Here is a 16,839-nt window from a genome sequence, read left to right on the forward strand (position 1 = left end):
TGGGTTATAAAGGATGGCGAAGTATACCCGAGCGTCTTCGCGGAGGGATCGCTATAATCGGCGGCTTTTGTTCATGAGTGCGGGGTGAGGGATGCGCGATCGACTGTTGGCTGCGGAGAAGGTGAAGGCCATCGATTGGCGGGATGGCGCCCTGTACCTGCTGGATCAGCGTATTTTGCCGTTCGAGGAAAACTGGATCGCCTACACCAGCGCGGCGGGTGTGGCCGAGGCGATCCGCTCGATGGTGGTGCGCGGTGCGCCCGCCATTGGTATCAGCGCGGCCTATGGCGTGGTGCTGGCGGCGCGGGCACGGATGGCCGAAGGCGGTGACTGGCAGGCGGCGCTGGAAGCCGATTTTGCCTTGCTGGCCGCTTCCCGGCCGACGGCAGTGAATCTGTTCTGGGCCTTGGACCGCATGCGTGACCGGCTGGGGCGCTTGAAAGAGCACGCCGAGCCGCTGGCGGTCCTTGAGGCCGAAGCCATCGCGATCCACGAGAGCGATCGCGAAGCCAACCTGACCATGGCCCAGCTCGGGGTCGATCTGATCCGCAAGCATCAGGGCAATGCCCAGGCCATCCTGACCCACTGCAACACTGGCGCCCTGGCCACCGGCGGCTTCGGCACGGCCCTGGGGGTGATTCGCGGCGCCTTCCTCGAAGGCATGGTCGAGCGTGTCTATGCCGATGAAACCCGTCCTTGGCTGCAGGGCTCGCGCCTGACTGCATGGGAACTGGCCAACGAAGGCATTCCGGTGACCCTCAACGCCGATTCCGCCGCCGCCCACATCATGAAAACCAAGGGTGTGACCTGGGTGATCGTCGGCGCCGACCGTATTACCGCCAATGGCGACGTGGCGAACAAGATCGGCACGTATCAGCTGGCGGTCTGCGCCATGCACCACGGCGTGCGCTTCATGGTGGTGGCGCCGAGTTCGACCATCGACATGAGCCTGGCCAGCGGGGAAGACATCCCGATTGAAGAGCGCGACGGGCGCGAGCTGTTGGAAGTCGGCGGCAAGCGGGTCGGAGCGGATGTGGATGCCTTCAACCCAGTGTTCGACGTCACCCCGGCGGACCTGATCGACGCAATCATCACGGAGAAGGGCATTGTCGAGCGCCCGGATACCGCGAAGATGGCGCAGTTGATGTGTCGCAAGCGGCTGCATTAATGGTGGGTGCTGTCTGACTGCCGCCATCGCGAGCAAGCTCGCTCCTACATTTTGATCGAGTCGCCTGCAGCGTTCATGCACGACACAAATCCCCTGTGGGAGCGAGCTTGCTCGCGATGAGGCCCGAAAAGTCAATAAAACAGGCAGAATCGAGCCATGAATCTTCATTCACACTGCCTCTGAGGCCCTCTGGCCCTCTATCAGCCTGTCACCGGTCAACTAACTATGCTCCATGCGCATCAGGGGGATAGGTGCGTGGCGGCTCTTGTGATAACATCCGGCGGTTTCCAGGGCTGCCTCGCGAGGTGGCCTTTACTGCGCAGATCCGTGGCATAACTCGTTGATTTGTCGTAAGTCGCTGCACGGCACTTGTTCTGCAGCGGCGAGCTTCGTTCGTCCCATCTGGATGTGACGAGGTTTCACCAGAAAAAGGAATCAGGCTTCTCATGGGCGAACTGGCCAAAGAAATCCTCCCGGTCAATATCGAAGACGAGCTGAAACAGTCCTACCTCGACTACGCAATGAGCGTAATCGTCGGGCGGGCGCTGCCGGATGCGCGCGATGGCTTGAAGCCCGTGCACCGGCGCGTGCTGTTCGCGATGAGCGAGCTGGGCAACGACTTCAACAAGCCGTACAAGAAGTCTGCCCGTGTCGTCGGTGACGTGATCGGTAAGTATCACCCCCACGGTGACACCGCCGTGTACGACACCATCGTGCGGATGGCGCAGCCATTCTCCCTGCGCTACCTGCTGGTAGATGGCCAGGGCAACTTCGGTTCCGTGGACGGCGACAACGCCGCGGCCATGCGATACACCGAAGTGCGCATGACCAAGCTGGCCCACGAGCTGCTGGCCGACCTGCATAAAGAAACCGTGGACTGGGTGCCGAACTACGACGGCACCGAAATGATCCCCGCGGTCATGCCGACCCGTATCCCGAACCTGCTGGTCAACGGCTCCAGCGGTATCGCCGTGGGCATGGCGACCAACATCCCGCCGCACAACCTCGGTGAAGTCATCGACGGTTGCCTGGCCCTCATCGACAATCCCGAGCTGACCGTCGATGAGCTGATGCAATACATCCCCGGCCCGGACTTTCCGACGGCCGCGATCATCAACGGTCGCGCCGGCATCATCGAAGCCTACCGCACCGGCCGTGGCCGCATTTACATGCGCGCCCGCTCGACCATCGAAGACATCGACAAGGTCGGTGGTCGCCAGCAGATCGTCATCACCGAACTCCCTTACCAGCTGAACAAGGCCCGTCTGATCGAGAAGATCGCCGAGCTGGTGAAGGAGAAGAAACTCGAAGGCATCACCGAGCTGCGTGACGAGTCCGACAAGGACGGTATGCGCGTCGTGATCGAGCTGCGCCGCGGCGAAGTGCCGGAGGTGATCCTCAACAACCTCTACGCCCAGACCCAGCTGCAAGCCGTATTCGGTATCAACATCGTCGCGCTGATCGACGGCCGTCCGCGGATCCTGAACCTCAAGGACCTGCTGGAAGCCTTCGTGCGTCACCGCCGCGAAGTGGTCACCCGTCGCACCGTGTTCGAACTGCGCAAGGCTCGCGAGCGTGGCCACATTCTCGAAGGCCAGGCTGTTGCCCTGTCGAACATCGACCCGGTGATCGCGCTGATCAAGGCTTCGCCAACACCGTCGGAAGCCAAGGAAGCGCTGATCAGCACGCCTTGGGAATCCAGTGCCGTGGTGGCAATGGTCGAGCGTGCCGGTGCCGACTCGTGCCGTCCGGAGAACCTCGATCCGCAATACGGCCTGCGCGAGGGCAAGTATTTCCTGTCCCCGGAACAGGCCCAGGCCATCCTGGAACTGCGTCTGCACCGCCTGACCGGCCTGGAGCACGAGAAGCTGCTGGCCGAGTACCAGGAGATCCTCAACCAGATCGGCGAGCTGATCCGCATCCTCAACAGCGCTACGCGCCTGATGGAAGTGATCCGCGAAGAGCTGGAAGTGATCCGTGCCGAGTACGGCGATGTACGCCGCACCGAGATTCTCGATGCGCGTCTCGACCTGACCCTGGGCGACATGATCCCGGAAGAAGAGCGCGTGGTGACCATTTCCCACGGCGGCTACGCCAAGACCCAGCCGCTGGCTGCCTACCAGGCCCAGCGTCGCGGCGGCAAAGGCAAGTCGGCTACAGGCGTCAAGGACGAGGACTACATCGCGCACCTGCTCGTCGCCAACAGCCACACCACGCTTTTGCTGTTCTCCAGCAAGGGCAAGGTCTACTGGCTCAAGACCTACGAGATTCCGGAAGCGTCCCGTGCCGCTCGCGGTCGTCCGCTGGTCAACCTGTTGCCGCTGGACAGTGATGAATACATCACCACCATGCTGCCGGTAGAGGAATACACCGAAGGTCACTTTATCTTCATGGCCACCGCCAAGGGCACCGTGAAGAAGACCCCGCTGGAATCCTTCAGCCGTCAGCGCAGCGTTGGCCTGATCGCCCTGGAACTGGACGAAGGCGACGTGTTGATTTCTGCGGCCATCACCGACGGCGAGCGTGAAGTCATGTTGTTCTCCGACGGCGGCAAGGTGACGCGCTTCAAGGAATCCGACGTTCGCGCCATGGGCCGTACCGCCCGCGGTGTGCGCGGCATGCGCCTGCCGGAAGGCCAGAAGCTGATTTCCATGCTGATCCCCGAAGAAGGCAGCCAGATCCTCACCGCTTCGGCGCGTGGTTATGGCAAGCGCACGGCCATCAGCGAGTTCCCTGAGTACAAGCGTGGCGGCCAGGGCGTGATCGCCATGGTCAGCAACGAGCGTAACGGTCGTCTGGTCGGCGCTGTCCAGGTGCTCGATGGCGAGGAGATCATGTTGATCTCCGACCAGGGCACCCTGGTCCGTACGCGAGTCGCCGAAGTGTCGAGCCTTGGCCGTAACACCCAGGGCGTGACCCTGATCAAGCTGGCCAGTGACGAAACGCTGGTGGGACTTGAGCGGGTACAGGAGCCATCGGAAGTTGAAGGCGAGGAGCTGGAAGGCGAGGAAGGCGTGGCGTTCGACGGCACCCTCGGTGCCGATGTCGATGACATGACCGGCGACCAACCGCTCGATGCTGCCGCAGACGAAGAAGAACCGCAGGACTAAGCGGACACGCAGGGGGCGGATGAAGATTCGCCCCCTTGTTGTTTGTCCCTTTTGAAAATTTGCGACACTGCGCATTCTCCTTGTGGGAGCGGGCTTGCTCGCGAATGCGGTAGATCAGTTAATGAGATGTCGACTGACCCACCGCATTCGCGAGCAAGCCCGCTCCCACAGGAGGAAATGGGTTGAATAAGATTTAAGTGACCACCAGATCAGAGCGAGATTGGATGTGAGCAAGAGAGCCTATAACTTCTGTGCCGGCCCGGCGGCGCTGCCTGAAGCGGTCCTGAAGCGTGCCCAGGGTGAACTTCTCGACTGGCATGGCAAAGGCCTGTCCGTCATGGAGATGAGCCATCGCAGCGATGAGTTCGTGTCCATTGCCACCAAGGCCGAGCAGGACCTGCGTGATCTGCTGAACATTCCGTCCAATTACAAGGTGCTGTTCCTGCAAGGCGGCGCCAGCCAGCAGTTCGCCCAGGTCCCGCTGAACCTGCTGCCGGAAAGCGGCAAGGCCGACTACATCGACACCGGCATCTGGTCGCAGAAAGCCATCGAGGAAGCCTCGCGCTACGGCCACGTCAACGTTGCCGCCACCGCCAAGCCCTACGACTATTTCGCCATTCCCGGCCAGAACGAATGGAACCTGTCCAAGGACGCGGCCTACGTTCACTACGCGCCGAACGAAACCATCGGCGGCCTGGAATTCAACTGGATCCCGGAAACCGGCGATGTGCCCTTGGTGGCCGACATGTCTTCGGACATCCTCTCGCGCCCTGTGGATATCTCTCGTTTCGGCATGATCTACGCCGGCGCCCAGAAGAATATCGGCCCGAGCGGCATCCTGGTCAGCATCATTCGTGAAGACCTGCTGGGGCGCGCCCGCTCCCTGTGCCCGACCATGCTCAACTACAAGGTCGCGGCCGACAACGGCTCGATGTACAACACCCCGCCGACCCTGGCCTGGTACCTGTCCGGCCTGGTGTTCGAGTGGCTGAAGGAGCAGGGTGGTGTCGAAGCCATCGGCAAGCTCAACGAAGTGAAGCAGCGCACGCTGTATGACTTCATCGACGCCAGCGGTCTCTACAGCAACCCGATCAACAAGACCGATCGCTCGTGGATGAACGTGCCGTTCCGCCTGGCCGACGACCGTCTCGACAAGCCGTTCCTGGCTGGCGCCGACGAACGCGGCCTGTTGAACCTCAAGGGTCACCGCTCGGTCGGTGGCATGCGCGCCTCCATCTATAACGCCGTCGATATCACCGCGGTCAACGCGCTGATTTCCTACATGGCAGAGTTCGAGAAGGAACACGGCTGATGTCCGAGCAAGAACTCAAGGCGCTGCGCCTGCGCATCGATGCCCTGGACGAAAAAGTCCTCGAGCTGATCAGTGAGCGCGCGCGCTGTGCCCAGGAAGTCGCCCGGGTGAAGATGGCTTCCCTGGCGGAAGGCGAAGTGCCGGTGTTCTACCGTCCTGAGCGTGAGGCGCAGGTGCTCAAGCGGGTCATGGAACGCAACAAGGGGCCGCTGGGCAACGAAGAAATGGCGCGGCTGTTTCGCGAGATCATGTCGTCGTGCCTGGCCCTCGAGCAGCCGCTCAAAGTCGCCTACCTCGGCCCTGAAGGTACCTTCACCCAGGCTGCGGCCATGAAGCACTTTGGTCATGCCGTGATCAGCAAGCCCATGGCGGCCATCGATGAAGTCTTCCGCGAAGTAGCGGCCGGCGCAGTGAATTTTGGCGTGGTGCCGGTGGAAAACTCCACCGAAGGCGCGGTCAACCACACGCTGGACAGCTTCCTCGAGCACGACATGGTGATTTGTGGCGAAGTCGAGCTGCGCATCCACCATCACCTGCTGGTGGGCGAGAACACCAAGACCGACAGCATCAGCCGGATCTATTCCCACGCCCAGTCCCTGGCCCAGTGCCGCAAGTGGCTGGACGCGCATTACCCGAATGTCGAGCGCGTGGCGGTATCGAGCAACGCCGAAGCGGCCAAGCGGGTCAAGGGCGAGTGGAACTCGGCGGCGATTGCTGGCGATATGGCTGCCGGCCTCTACGGGCTGACGCGCCTGGCCGAGAAAATCGAGGACCGCCCGGACAACTCCACGCGGTTCCTGATGATCGGCAGCCAGGAAGTACCGCCGACCGGCGACGACAAGACATCGATCATCGTCTCCATGAGCAACAAGCCCGGCGCACTTCATGAACTGTTGGTGCCGTTCCACGACAACGGTATCGACCTGACTCGGATCGAGACCCGTCCGTCGCGCAGCGGTAAATGGACCTACGTGTTCTTCATCGATTTCGTCGGCCACCACCGCGATCCGCTGGTAAAAGGTGTGCTTGAGAAAATCAGTCAGGAAGCAGTGGCACTCAAGGTGCTGGGTTCCTACCCCAAGGCAGTTCTTTAAGGGCGGATAGCAAATGAGTGGCAACTTCCTCGCTCTGGCACAGCCAGGCGTGCAACAACTCTCGCCTTACGTTCCGGGCAAGCCCGTGGACGAATTGGCCCGTGAGCTGGACCTGGACCCGGCCAGCATCGTCAAGTTGGCGAGCAACGAAAACCCGTTGGGCGCGAGTCCCAAGGCGCTGGCGGCGATTCGCGATGAGCTGTCCGAGCTGACCCGTTACCCCGATGGCAATGGTTTCTCGCTCAAGAGCCAGTTGGCCGAGCGCTGCGGCGTGGAGCTGAACCAGGTCACCCTGGGCAACGGTTCCAATGACATTCTCGAGCTGGTGGCGCGTGCCTACCTGGCGCCGGGCCTCAATGCCGTGTTCAGTGAGCATGCGTTTGCGGTCTACCCGATCGCCACCCAGGCGGTCGGTGCGGACGCCCATGTGGTGCCGGCCAAGGAATGGGGGCACGATCTGCCGGCCATGCTGGCCGCCATCGACGCCAACACCCGCGTGGTCTTCATCGCCAACCCGAACAACCCGACCGGCACCTGGTTCGACGCCCAGGCCCTGGACGACTTCCTGCAGGACGTGCCCGAGCACGTGCTGGTGGTGCTGGACGAGGCCTACATCGAATACGCCGAAGGCAGCGACTTGCCCGATGGCCTGGATTTCCTCGCGGCCTATCCGAACCTGTTGGTTTCGCGCACGTTCTCCAAGGCCTATGGCCTGGCATCGCTGCGGGTTGGCTACGGCCTGTCCACCGCGGTGGTGGCCGATGTGCTGAATCGCGTGCGCCAGCCGTTCAACGTCAACAGCTTCGCCCTGGCTGCCGCTTGCGCCGCATTGCAGGATGACGCCTACCTGGCGCAAAGCCGTCGCCTGAACGAGGCCGGTATGCAGCAACTGGAAGCCGGCTTCCGTGAACTGGGCCTGGGCTGGATTCCATCCAAGGGCAATTTCATCTGTGTCGATGTCGGGCGTGTTGCCGCGCCGGTCTTCCAGGGCTTGTTGCGTGAAGGCGTGATCGTGCGTCCGGTGGCCAACTATGGCATGCCGAACCACCTGCGCATCACCATCGGCCTGCCGGCGGAAAACAGCCGTTTCCTCGAGGCGTTGAGCAAGGTCCTGGTTCGTGGTTGATGTCACTTCGCTGCAACCTGCTGCCCCTATGATCGGTCGCCTGGTGGTGGTCGGCCTGGGATTGATCGGTGGTTCGTTCGCCAAGGGCTTGCGTGAAAGTGGCCTGTGCCGTGAGGTGGTCGGTGTCGACCTGGATCCGCAGTCGCGCAAGCTGGCCGTGGAATTGGGGGTGGTGGATCGCTGTGAAGATGACCTGGCGAGCGCTTGCCAGGGCGCGGACGTGATCCAGCTGGCGGTGCCGATCCTGGCCATGGAAAAACTGCTGGCGCGCCTGGCGGCCATGGACCTGGGGCCTGCCATTCTCACGGATGTCGGCAGCGCCAAGGGCAACGTCATACGCGCCGCCACCGAAGCCTTCGGTGGCATGCCTGCGCGCTTCGTGCCCGGCCATCCGATTGCCGGTTCCGAGCAGAGCGGGGTGGAAGCCTCCAACGCTGAACTGTTTCGTCGTCACAAGGTGATACTGACGCCGCTGGAGCAGACCGATCCGGCTGCGCTGGCGGTGGTGGACCGCTTGTGGCGTGAGCTGGGCGCCGATGTCGAGCACATGCAGGTCCAGCGTCACGATGAAGTATTGGCCGCCACCAGCCATTTGCCGCACCTGTTGGCGTTTGGTCTGGTGGATTCATTGGCCAAACGCAATGAAAATCTTGAGATCTTCCGTTACGCTGCCGGCGGTTTCCGCGATTTCACGAGAATCGCCGGTAGCGACCCGGTCATGTGGCACGACATCTTCCTCGCTAACCGCGAAGCTGTCCTGCGCACTCTCGATACATTTCGCAGTGACCTCGACGCCTTGCGCGACGCGGTCGATGCAGGGGACGGGCACCAATTGCTGGGCGTTTTCACACGCGCCAGGGTGGCCCGCGAGCATTTCAGTAAAATCCTGGCCCGTCGGGCCTATGTGGACGCTATGAACTCCAACGATCTGATTTTCCTGGCACAACCTGGTGGCTCCCTGAGTGGGCGTATTCGTGTACCGGGCGATAAATCGATTTCCCATCGCTCGATCATGCTCGGCTCCCTGGCCGAAGGCGTGACCGAAGTGGAAGGTTTCCTCGAGGGCGAAGACGCCCTGGCGACGCTGCAAGCGTTTCGCGACATGGGCGTGGTCATCGAAGGCCCCCACCACGGTCGCGTGACCATCCATGGTGTCGGCCTGCACGGCCTCAAGCCTGCTCCGGGGCCGATCTACCTGGGTAACTCCGGTACCTCGATGCGTCTGTTGTCCGGCTTGTTGGCCGCGCAAACCTTCGACAGCACCCTGACCGGCGACGCCTCGCTGTCCAAGCGGCCGATGAATCGCGTGGCCAACCCGCTGCGGGAAATGGGCGCGGTCATCGAGACTGCGGCCGACGGTCGTCCGCCGATGACCATTCGTGGCGGCAACAAGCTCAAGGGCCTGACCTACACCATGCCGATGGCCAGCGCCCAGGTGAAGTCCTGCCTGCTGCTGGCCGGCCTCTATGCCGAAGGCAAGACCACCGTCACCGAGCCGGCGCCGACCCGCGACCACACCGAGCGTATGCTGCGCGGCTTCGGCTACCCGGTCACGGTCAACGGTGCCACGGCCTCCGTCGAGTCTGGCAACAAATTGACCGCGACCCACATCGAAGTGCCGGGCGACATCTCGTCGTCGGCGTTCTTCCTGGTGGCTGCGTCGATCGCCGAAGGCTCCGACCTGGTGCTCGAGCACGTCGGCATCAACCCGACCCGTACCGGCGTGATCGACATCCTGCGCCTGATGGGCGCTGACATCACCCTGGAAAACCAGCGTGAAGTCGGCGGCGAACCGGTAGCGGACCTGCGCGTAAGAGCGGCTAAACTCAAGGGTATCGAGATCCCCGAGGCGCTGGTCCCGCTGGCCATCGACGAATTTCCGGTGCTGTTCGTGGCGGCTGCCTGTGCAGAAGGGCGCACCGTGCTGACCGGCGCCGAAGAGCTGCGGGTCAAGGAGTCGGATCGCATCCAGGTGATGGCGGACGGTTTGCTGGAGCTGGGTGTCAAGTGCCAGCCCACGCCGGACGGTATCATCATCGACGGCGGCCAGATCGGCGGTGGCGAAGTCCATGGTCACGGTGATCACCGTATCGCCATGGCCTTCAGTGTTGCGTCCTTGCGCGCCAATGCGCCGATTCGCATCCATGATTGCGCCAACGTCGCCACGTCGTTCCCGAACTTCCTGGCGCTGTGCGCGCAGGTCGGTATTCGTGTAGCACAAGAGGCGCAGTCGTGAACATCAAGGCACCGGTCGTCACCATCGATGGCCCAAGCGGCTCGGGCAAGGGTACCGTCGCCGGGATCCTGGCCAAGCAGCTGGGCTGGAACCTGCTCGATTCAGGTGCCTTGTATCGTCTGCTGGCGTTCGCCGCCGCCAACCATGGTGTCGACCTGACCAACGAAGAACTGCTCAAGGCCCTGGCCGCGCATCTGGACGTACAGTTCATCGCCGCGACCGACGGTCAGCTGCAGCGCATCATCCTGGAGGGCGATGAAGTCAGCGATGTCATCCGCACTGAAAGTGTCGGCGCCGGCGCTTCCCAGGTCGCCGCGCTGCCGGCGGTGCGTGAAGCGTTGCTGCAACGCCAGCGCGCCTTTCAGGAGCCGCCGGGGCTGGTGGCCGACGGTCGCGACATGGGCACGGTGGTATTTCCCGATGCGCCGTTGAAGATTTTCCTCACCGCCAGCGCGGAGGAGAGGGCGCGTCGCCGTTATTTGCAGTTGAAGGGCAAAGGCGAGGATGTTAGTCTGTCGAGTCTGCTAGATGAGATCCGTGCACGCGACGAGCGTGATACCCAGCGCGCAGTAGCCCCGCTAAAGCCGGCGGCCGACGCGATTCAGCTGGATTCCACGGAGTTGTCCATCGATCAGGTGTTGCAACGCATCATGAGTGAGATCGCCATTCGCGATATCGCCGGGTGACCAGGAAGCTCCGCAGGGGACCAGTCATAGTCCTGCGGTGCTTCTTTTATATGAAACTAACCCACACCGTCTGGGGTGTGGAGGCGGGCGTATTCTTCGCCCTAATCAACAGGAATTAAAATGAGCGAAAGCTTTGCGGAACTCTTTGAAGAAAGCCTGAAAACCCTGAACCTTCAGGCAGGCTCCATCATCACCGGTGTTATCGTTGATATCGATTACCAAGCTCGCTGGGTAACCGTTCACGCTGGTCTGAAGTCTGAAGCACTCATCCCGCTTGAGCAGTTCTACAACGACGCTGGCGAACTGAACATCAACGTCGGTGACGAAGTTCACGTTGCGCTGGACTCGGTTGAAGACGGCTTTGGTGAAACCAAGCTGTCCCGTGAAAAAGCCAAGCGCGCTGAATGCTGGATCGTTCTGGAAGCGGCTTTCGCAGCTGAGGAAGTGGTCAAGGGCGTTATCAACGGTAAGGTTAAAGGCGGCTTCACTGTCGACGTTAACGGCATCCGTGCGTTCCTGCCAGGTTCCCTGGTTGACGTCCGTCCAGTGCGCGACACCACGCACCTGGAAGGCAAAGAGCTGGAATTCAAGGTCATCAAGCTGGACCAGAAGCGCAACAACGTTGTCGTTTCCCGTCGCAGTGTCCTGGAAGCCGAGAACTCCGCCGAGCGTGAAGCTCTGCTGGAATCGCTGCAGGAAGGCCAGCAGGTCAAGGGCATCGTCAAGAACCTCACCGATTACGGCGCATTCGTCGATCTGGGTGGCGTCGATGGCCTGCTGCACATCACCGACATGGCCTGGAAGCGTATCAAGCATCCTTCGGAAATCGTCAACGTTGGCGACGAGATCGATGTCAAGGTTCTGAAGTACGATCGCGAGCGCAATCGTGTTTCCCTGGGCCTCAAGCAACTGGGTGAAGATCCATGGGTCGCTATCAAAGCCCGTTACCCAGAAGGCACCCGCGTCACCGCTCGTGTTACCAACCTCACCGACTACGGCTGCTTCGCTGAGCTGGAAGAAGGCGTTGAAGGCCTGGTACACGTTTCCGAAATGGACTGGACCAACAAGAACATCCACCCTTCGAAAGTCGTACAAGTCGGCGACGAAGTGGAAGTCATGGTTCTGGACATCGACGAAGAGCGTCGTCGTATCTCCCTCGGCATCAAGCAGTGCAAATCTAACCCATGGGAAGATTTCTCTGGCCAGTTCAACAAGGGCGATAAAATCTCCGGCACCATCAAGTCGATCACCGATTTCGGTATCTTCATTGGTCTGGACGGCGGCATCGACGGCCTGGTTCACCTGTCCGACATCTCCTGGAACGAAGTGGGCGAAGAAGCCGTACGCCGCTTCAAGAAGGGCGACGAGCTGGACACCGTTATCCTGTCGGTTGACCCAGAGCGCGAGCGCATCTCCCTGGGTATCAAGCAACTGGAAAGCGATCCGTTCTCCGAGTACGTTCAAGAGAACGACAAAGGCGCAATCGTTAAGGGCATCGTGAAAGAAGTTGACGCTAAAGGCGCCATCATCACCCTGGCCGACGATATCGAAGCGACTCTGAAAGCCTCCGAAATCAGCCGTGACCGCGTTGAAGACGCGCGTAACGTTCTGAAAGAAGGCCAGGAAGTAGAAGCCAAGATCATCAGCGTTGACCGCAAGAGCCGTGTAATCCAGCTCTCCATCAAGTCGAAAGACGATGCTGAAGAGAAAGAAGCCATCCAAAGCTTGAAAGACAAGCCTTCGGATAGCATCGCTGCTGGTCCTACCACTCTGGGCGACCTGTTGCGTGCACAAATGGAAAAACAGAACTGAGTTCTGTCAAACCATAGAAAAAGGGCGACTTCGGTCGCCCTTTTTTGTGTCTTTGATATTTCAGAATTTTCTGACTCCCTTAAACGCTGCTGAATTGCGATCATTCGCGGTGCGGTGAAACCAACCCCACAACCTGGCTGTCTCTTTTATGAAGCAGATCAATAATCTATTCAGGGGCTGTGGCTTGTTTGGGAATGGGGCCGGCTCTCTACCTAAGGGATCTGAATGAACAAGCTCTTTCTGGTGTTGACCGCCCTGCTGTTGACGGGGTGCGCTACAAGCGCCAAGACCCACGCAGTGCGCGGTGTCAGCGGTATCGAGGTCGATTGCTCAGGGTTGGGTTCCGGTTGGGAGAAGTGTCACAAGAGGGCAGCGAGGGAGTGCAAGGGAGCAGGCTACAAGGTCATTACCCGATCCGACGATGCGAAGGATGAAGATCAATACCCCTTCGGTTTCAACCCGGCGGGTTATCTGACTCGAACGATGTTGGTCATCTGTCGATAGCTTGAGGAGGTCGCGCTATCTGCACGGCAAGAGCAGCAGGGGAATGAAGAAGAATGTCAATACTTGGGCTGTTCAAATCCCTTCGGCCATGCTAAAACCTTTTCAAGCGATTTTCCTAGCTGCTTGAAAAAGAAGGGAAAAATATGACGAAGTCGGAGTTGATCGAACGAATTGTCACCCATCAAGGGCTGCTCTCATCCAAAGATGTGGAGCTGGCTATCAAGACCATGCTTGAGCAAATGTCCCAATGCCTGGCGACCGGAGACCGCATTGAGATCCGTGGCTTCGGCAGCTTTTCCCTCCATTACCGTGCGCCGCGCGTAGGGCGTAACCCGAAAACGGGCCAGTCCGTTAGCCTCGACGGTAAATTCGTTCCACATTTCAAGCCAGGTAAAGAGCTTCGGGATCGTGTGAACGAAGAGGAGGAAGGGGTTTGACCTTCGTCGTAAAAGGAATGGCTCATGCGTAATCTGAAACGTATCCCTCTTGCCATATTTGTCCTTTTGATGATTTTGGTCGTCCTCGCTTTTGTGCTGGAGAATCAACAGCAGGTTTCTCTGTCGTTCCTGGGCTGGGCTGGGCCGCAATTGCCAGTGTCGGCGATTGCTGTGATTGCGTTGTTGATCGGTATGTTGTTGGGGCCGTTGCTGGGGTGGCTGTTGGGGCGTATCAAGCGAGCTTCGCGAAAGCGGCTGGCGTAGCAGCGATACAGATGAATCCTACCCTTCAAACAGAACCGGTCAGTCTATCTTCGTTAGTAAATCATTCATTTACCTGTAAAATGCTTCCCTTGAACGAACATGGCTTCTGCCTGTTCGAACCAAAGTGACGAAGCATCGCCGGAGCGATGGCTTTATGTGAATGGATTAGACGGCGCCGGGTTGGCTGCCGGTCGACAGCTCAAGGGTATGGTTTCGCGTGAAAATTCTAGTTACCGGCGGCGCCGGGTTTATCGGCTCCGCAGTCATTCGGCATATCATCTCCAATACGACTGATTCCGTAATCAACGTCGACAAGCTCACCTACGCCGGTAATTTGGAGTCCCTGGCTGAAGTCAGCCAAGATCCGCGTTATGCGTTTGAGCGGGTTGATATCTGTGATCGCGGCGAAATCGACCGCGTCCTGCGTGAGCATCAGCCCGATGCAGTCATGCACCTGGCTGCGGAATCCCATGTGGATCGATCCATCTCCGGGCCATCCGAGTTCATCCAGACCAACATCATCGGCACGTACACTTTGCTGGAAGCGGCACGCCATTACTGGGCTGCCCTGAATGACGCACGTAAAGCCAACTTTCGTTTTCACCACATTTCGACGGATGAAGTGTACGGCGACCTTGAAGGGCCGGAAGATCTCTTCACTGAAACCACGCCGTACCAGCCGAGCTCTCCGTACTCCGCCAGCAAGGCCAGTTCCGACCATCTGGTTCGTGCTTGGGCCCGCACTTATGGTTTGCCGACACTAGTGACCAACTGTTCGAACAACTATGGCCCATGCCATTTCCCCGAGAAGCTTATACCGCTGATCATTCTCAACGCGTTGGAAGGGAAGCCTCTGCCGGTCTACGGCAAAGGTAACCAGGTACGCGACTGGCTCTACGTCGAAGATCACGCCCGCGCACTTTACAAGGTCGTGACGGAAGGCGTCATCGGTGAGACGTACAACATCGGCGGCCATAACGAAAAGCAGAACATCGAAGTTGTACAGACCTTGTGCGCACTGCTTGATGAGTTGCGCCCAGATTCCGCCCATCGTCCTCACGCCAGCCTGATTACTTATGTTCAGGATCGTCCTGGGCATGATCAGCGTTATGCAATTGATGCCAGCAAGATTCAGCGCGAGCTGGGCTGGACGCCGGAAGAAACGTTCGAAACTGGCATCCGCAAAACCGTTGAGTGGTACCTGAACAACACCGAGTGGGTCGCTCATGTGAAGAGCGGCAGCTACCAGCAGTGGATTGATCAGAACTACGCGGATCGCTCGAACAACGCATGAAAATCCTCCTTTTGGGTAAAAATGGGCAGGTGGGTTGGGAGCTGCAACGTTCCCTTGCGCCGCTGGGCGAGTTGATCGCACTGGATCGTCATCCGGTTGATGGTTTGAATGGTGACCTGTCTGACCTCGATGCACTCCGTGCAACGATCCGCCAGGTTGGCGCCGATATAATTGTCAATGCAGCGGCTTATACGGCTGTAGACAAAGCCGAGTCCGAGGCCGAGCTGGCAGAGCGAATAAATGCTCAGGCTAGCCAAGTCATGGCCGAAGAGGCTGGCGCCCAAGGCGCCTGGCTGATCCATTATTCGACCGATTACGTCTTCAGTGGCGAAGGTACAAGGGCTTGGCAGGAGAACGATGCGGTCGCCCCCGTCAATTGCTACGGTGCAAGCAAGCTGGCCGGCGAACAGGCGATTATCGCGTCAGGCTGCAAGCACCTGATCTTTCGCACCAGCTGGGTCTATGGCGCTCGCGGCAATAACTTCGCCAAAACCATGCTGCGTTTGGCCAAGGATCGCGAAATCTTGAGCGTCATCGCTGACCAGATCGGAGCTCCAACCGGCGCTGACCTGATTGCTGACGTGACCGCGCAGGCTATTCAACAAGTTCTGCAACGTCCCGAACTGTCGGGCTTGTATCACTTGGCGGCCGATGGCGAAGTTTCCTGGCACGGCTATGCTAGCCATGTGATCGGTTTCGCCCAGGACAACGGCGAGCAGCTTGCCGTAAAGGCGATCAATCCGATTGAAACTAGGTCTTACCCAACACCTGCGCGCCGCCCTCTGAATTCGCGTTTGAATACCCGGAAGCTGCGTGACAACTTTTCTCTACACTTGCCGGATTGGCAAAGTGGCGTAACCCGAATGCTTAGGGAAGTTCTGAATAAATGAGCACCACAAATCGTAAAGGCATCATCCTCGCTGGCGGTTCGGGCACGCGTCTGCATCCGTTGACCCTAGGTGTCTCAAAGCAGATGCTGCCGATCTACGACAAGCCGATGATCTTTTATCCGCTGTCGGTCTTGATGCTCGCAGGTATGCGGGAGGTTCTGATTATCTCCACGCCGGAAGACTTGCCATGTTTTCGCAAGTTGCTGGGTGACGGCAGCCTGTACGGCATCAAGCTCACCTACGCCGAGCAACCTAGTCCTGATGGCTTGGCGCAGGCCTTCATCATTGGCGAAGAGTTCATCGGCGAAGATCCTTGCTGTTTGATTCTGGGTGACAACATCTTTTATGGTCAGCACTTCTCGGACAACCTGCGTTCCGCCAGTACTCAAGAACATGGCGCTACCGTATTCGGCTACCACGTCTCCGATCCGGAGCGTTTCGGTGTTGTTGAGTTCGACAAAACCGGTCGAGCGCTGAGTATTGAAGAGAAGCCGCTGAAGCCAAAATCCAACTATGCCGTGACCGGTCTGTACTTCTACGACAATGATGTCGTCGAGATCGCCAAGAGTATCAAGCCGTCCGAACGCGGCGAGCTTGAAATCACCGACGTTAACCGTGCGTATCTGGAGCGCAAGACGCTTAATGTCGAGATGCTGGGCCGTGGTTTCGCCTGGCTCGATACCGGTACCCACGACTCTCTGCTTGAAGCCAGTCACTTCGTGCACACTATCGAGCAGCGCCAAGGCCTGAAGGTTGCGTGCCTGGAAGAGATCGCTTACCACAATGGCTGGATCACAGCCGAGGAGTTGGGGGCCCAGGCTAATGCGCTGAAGAAGACGGGGTACGGGCAGTATCTGCAGAAACTGCTGGACTCGCCTTCCCACTGATTCGGAAGCTTGAACCTTT

At 59.5% G+C, this 16,839-nt stretch carries 14 protein-coding genes; all 14 read left to right on the plus strand.

Going from position 1 to position 16,839, the window contains the following annotated elements; all coding sequences use genetic code 11:
* Positions 1-91: 91 nt before the first annotated feature.
* Positions 92-1,168, plus strand: coding sequence for an S-methyl-5-thioribose-1-phosphate isomerase (gene mtnA, locus LOY70_RS08610; RefSeq protein ID WP_123342119.1), 1,077 nt, complete (start codon positions 92-94; stop codon positions 1,166-1,168).
* Between the two features lie 446 nt (positions 1,169-1,614).
* Positions 1,615-4,278: a DNA gyrase subunit A gene (gyrA, locus tag LOY70_RS08615; RefSeq protein ID WP_123342118.1), complete on the plus strand. Its 2,664-nt coding sequence runs from the start codon at positions 1,615-1,617 to the stop codon at positions 4,276-4,278.
* A gap of 226 nt (positions 4,279-4,504) precedes the next feature.
* A complete protein-coding gene (gene serC / locus LOY70_RS08620) occupies positions 4,505-5,590 on the plus strand; it encodes a 3-phosphoserine/phosphohydroxythreonine transaminase (protein WP_265035483.1) in 1,086 nt (361 codons plus the stop codon).
* Positions 5,590-6,684: a prephenate dehydratase gene (gene pheA / locus LOY70_RS08625; protein ID WP_003199233.1), complete on the plus strand. Its 1,095-nt coding sequence runs from the start codon at positions 5,590-5,592 to the stop codon at positions 6,682-6,684. Before serC ends, pheA begins: the two co-directional genes overlap by 1 nt.
* A 13-nt stretch (positions 6,685-6,697) precedes the next feature.
* Positions 6,698-7,810: a histidinol-phosphate transaminase gene (hisC, locus tag LOY70_RS08630; RefSeq protein ID WP_265035491.1), complete on the plus strand. Its 1,113-nt coding sequence runs from the start codon at positions 6,698-6,700 to the stop codon at positions 7,808-7,810.
* 28 nt (positions 7,811-7,838) lie between these two features.
* Positions 7,839-10,046 carry a bifunctional prephenate dehydrogenase/3-phosphoshikimate 1-carboxyvinyltransferase gene (locus tag LOY70_RS08635; protein ID WP_265037994.1) on the plus strand — a complete coding sequence of 736 codons (2,208 nt, stop codon included), beginning with the start codon at positions 7,839-7,841 and terminating at the stop codon, positions 10,044-10,046.
* Positions 10,043-10,732, plus strand: a complete 690-nt coding sequence (gene cmk / locus LOY70_RS08640; protein WP_025212565.1) for a (d)CMP kinase — start codon at positions 10,043-10,045, stop codon at positions 10,730-10,732. The genes LOY70_RS08635 and cmk overlap by 4 nt, the downstream gene beginning before the upstream one ends.
* 120 nt (positions 10,733-10,852) lie before the next feature.
* Positions 10,853-12,544: a 30S ribosomal protein S1 gene (rpsA, locus tag LOY70_RS08645; RefSeq protein ID WP_092327163.1), complete on the plus strand. Its 1,692-nt coding sequence runs from the start codon at positions 10,853-10,855 to the stop codon at positions 12,542-12,544.
* A 225-nt stretch (positions 12,545-12,769) separates the two neighbouring features.
* Positions 12,770-13,048: a hypothetical protein gene (locus LOY70_RS08650; protein ID WP_265035495.1), complete on the plus strand. Its 279-nt coding sequence runs from the start codon at positions 12,770-12,772 to the stop codon at positions 13,046-13,048.
* A 143-nt stretch (positions 13,049-13,191) separates the two neighbouring features.
* Positions 13,192-13,485 (plus strand): integration host factor subunit beta, encoded by a 294-nt coding sequence (ihfB, locus tag LOY70_RS08655; protein WP_025805547.1) that lies wholly within the window; start codon positions 13,192-13,194, stop codon positions 13,483-13,485.
* Between the two features lie 24 nt (positions 13,486-13,509).
* Entirely contained in the window at positions 13,510-13,749 is a 240-nt protein-coding gene (locus LOY70_RS08660; RefSeq protein WP_265035499.1) for a lipopolysaccharide assembly protein LapA domain-containing protein, read from the plus strand.
* 217 nt (positions 13,750-13,966) lie between these two features.
* Complete coding sequence (rfbB, locus tag LOY70_RS08665) at positions 13,967-15,043, plus strand: dTDP-glucose 4,6-dehydratase (protein ID WP_092441160.1); 1,077 nt, start codon at positions 13,967-13,969, stop codon at positions 15,041-15,043.
* Positions 15,040-15,933 (plus strand): dTDP-4-dehydrorhamnose reductase, encoded by an 894-nt coding sequence (rfbD, locus tag LOY70_RS08670; protein ID WP_265035503.1) that lies wholly within the window; start codon positions 15,040-15,042, stop codon positions 15,931-15,933. The genes rfbB and rfbD overlap by 4 nt, the downstream gene beginning before the upstream one ends.
* The gene (gene rfbA, locus LOY70_RS08675; RefSeq protein WP_265035505.1) at positions 15,930-16,820 is read left to right on the plus strand and encodes a glucose-1-phosphate thymidylyltransferase RfbA; all 891 of its coding nucleotides are present in this window, start codon (positions 15,930-15,932) and stop codon (positions 16,818-16,820) included. The genes rfbD and rfbA overlap by 4 nt, the downstream gene beginning before the upstream one ends.
* The last annotated feature ends 19 nt before the right edge of the window (positions 16,821-16,839 follow it).

Origin of the sequence: Pseudomonas sp. B21-054 (assembly GCF_026016345.1) — a bacterium.
Lineage (GTDB): Bacteria > Pseudomonadota > Gammaproteobacteria > Pseudomonadales > Pseudomonadaceae > Aquipseudomonas.

Bases quoted from the DNA above. Each gene is read 5' to 3' on its own strand.
- mtnA (WP_123342119.1), top strand. From the start codon at position 92: ATGCGCGATCGACTGTTGGCTGCGGAGAAGGTGAAGGCCATCGATTGG.
- gyrA (WP_123342118.1), top strand. From the start codon at position 1,615: ATGGGCGAACTGGCCAAAGAAATCCTCCCGGTCAATATCGAAGACGAG.
- pheA (WP_003199233.1), top strand. From the start codon at position 5,590: ATGTCCGAGCAAGAACTCAAGGCGCTGCGCCTGCGCATCGATGCCCTG.
- hisC (WP_265035491.1), top strand. From the start codon at position 6,698: ATGAGTGGCAACTTCCTCGCTCTGGCACAGCCAGGCGTGCAACAACTC.
- LOY70_RS08635 (WP_265037994.1), top strand. From the start codon at position 7,839: ATGATCGGTCGCCTGGTGGTGGTCGGCCTGGGATTGATCGGTGGTTCG.
- rpsA (WP_092327163.1), top strand. From the start codon at position 10,853: ATGAGCGAAAGCTTTGCGGAACTCTTTGAAGAAAGCCTGAAAACCCTG.
- LOY70_RS08650 (WP_265035495.1), top strand. From the start codon at position 12,770: ATGAACAAGCTCTTTCTGGTGTTGACCGCCCTGCTGTTGACGGGGTGC.
- ihfB (WP_025805547.1), top strand. From the start codon at position 13,192: ATGACGAAGTCGGAGTTGATCGAACGAATTGTCACCCATCAAGGGCTG.
- LOY70_RS08660 (WP_265035499.1), top strand. From the start codon at position 13,510: ATGCGTAATCTGAAACGTATCCCTCTTGCCATATTTGTCCTTTTGATG.
- rfbD (WP_265035503.1), top strand. From the start codon at position 15,040: ATGAAAATCCTCCTTTTGGGTAAAAATGGGCAGGTGGGTTGGGAGCTG.
- rfbA (WP_265035505.1), top strand. From the start codon at position 15,930: ATGAGCACCACAAATCGTAAAGGCATCATCCTCGCTGGCGGTTCGGGC.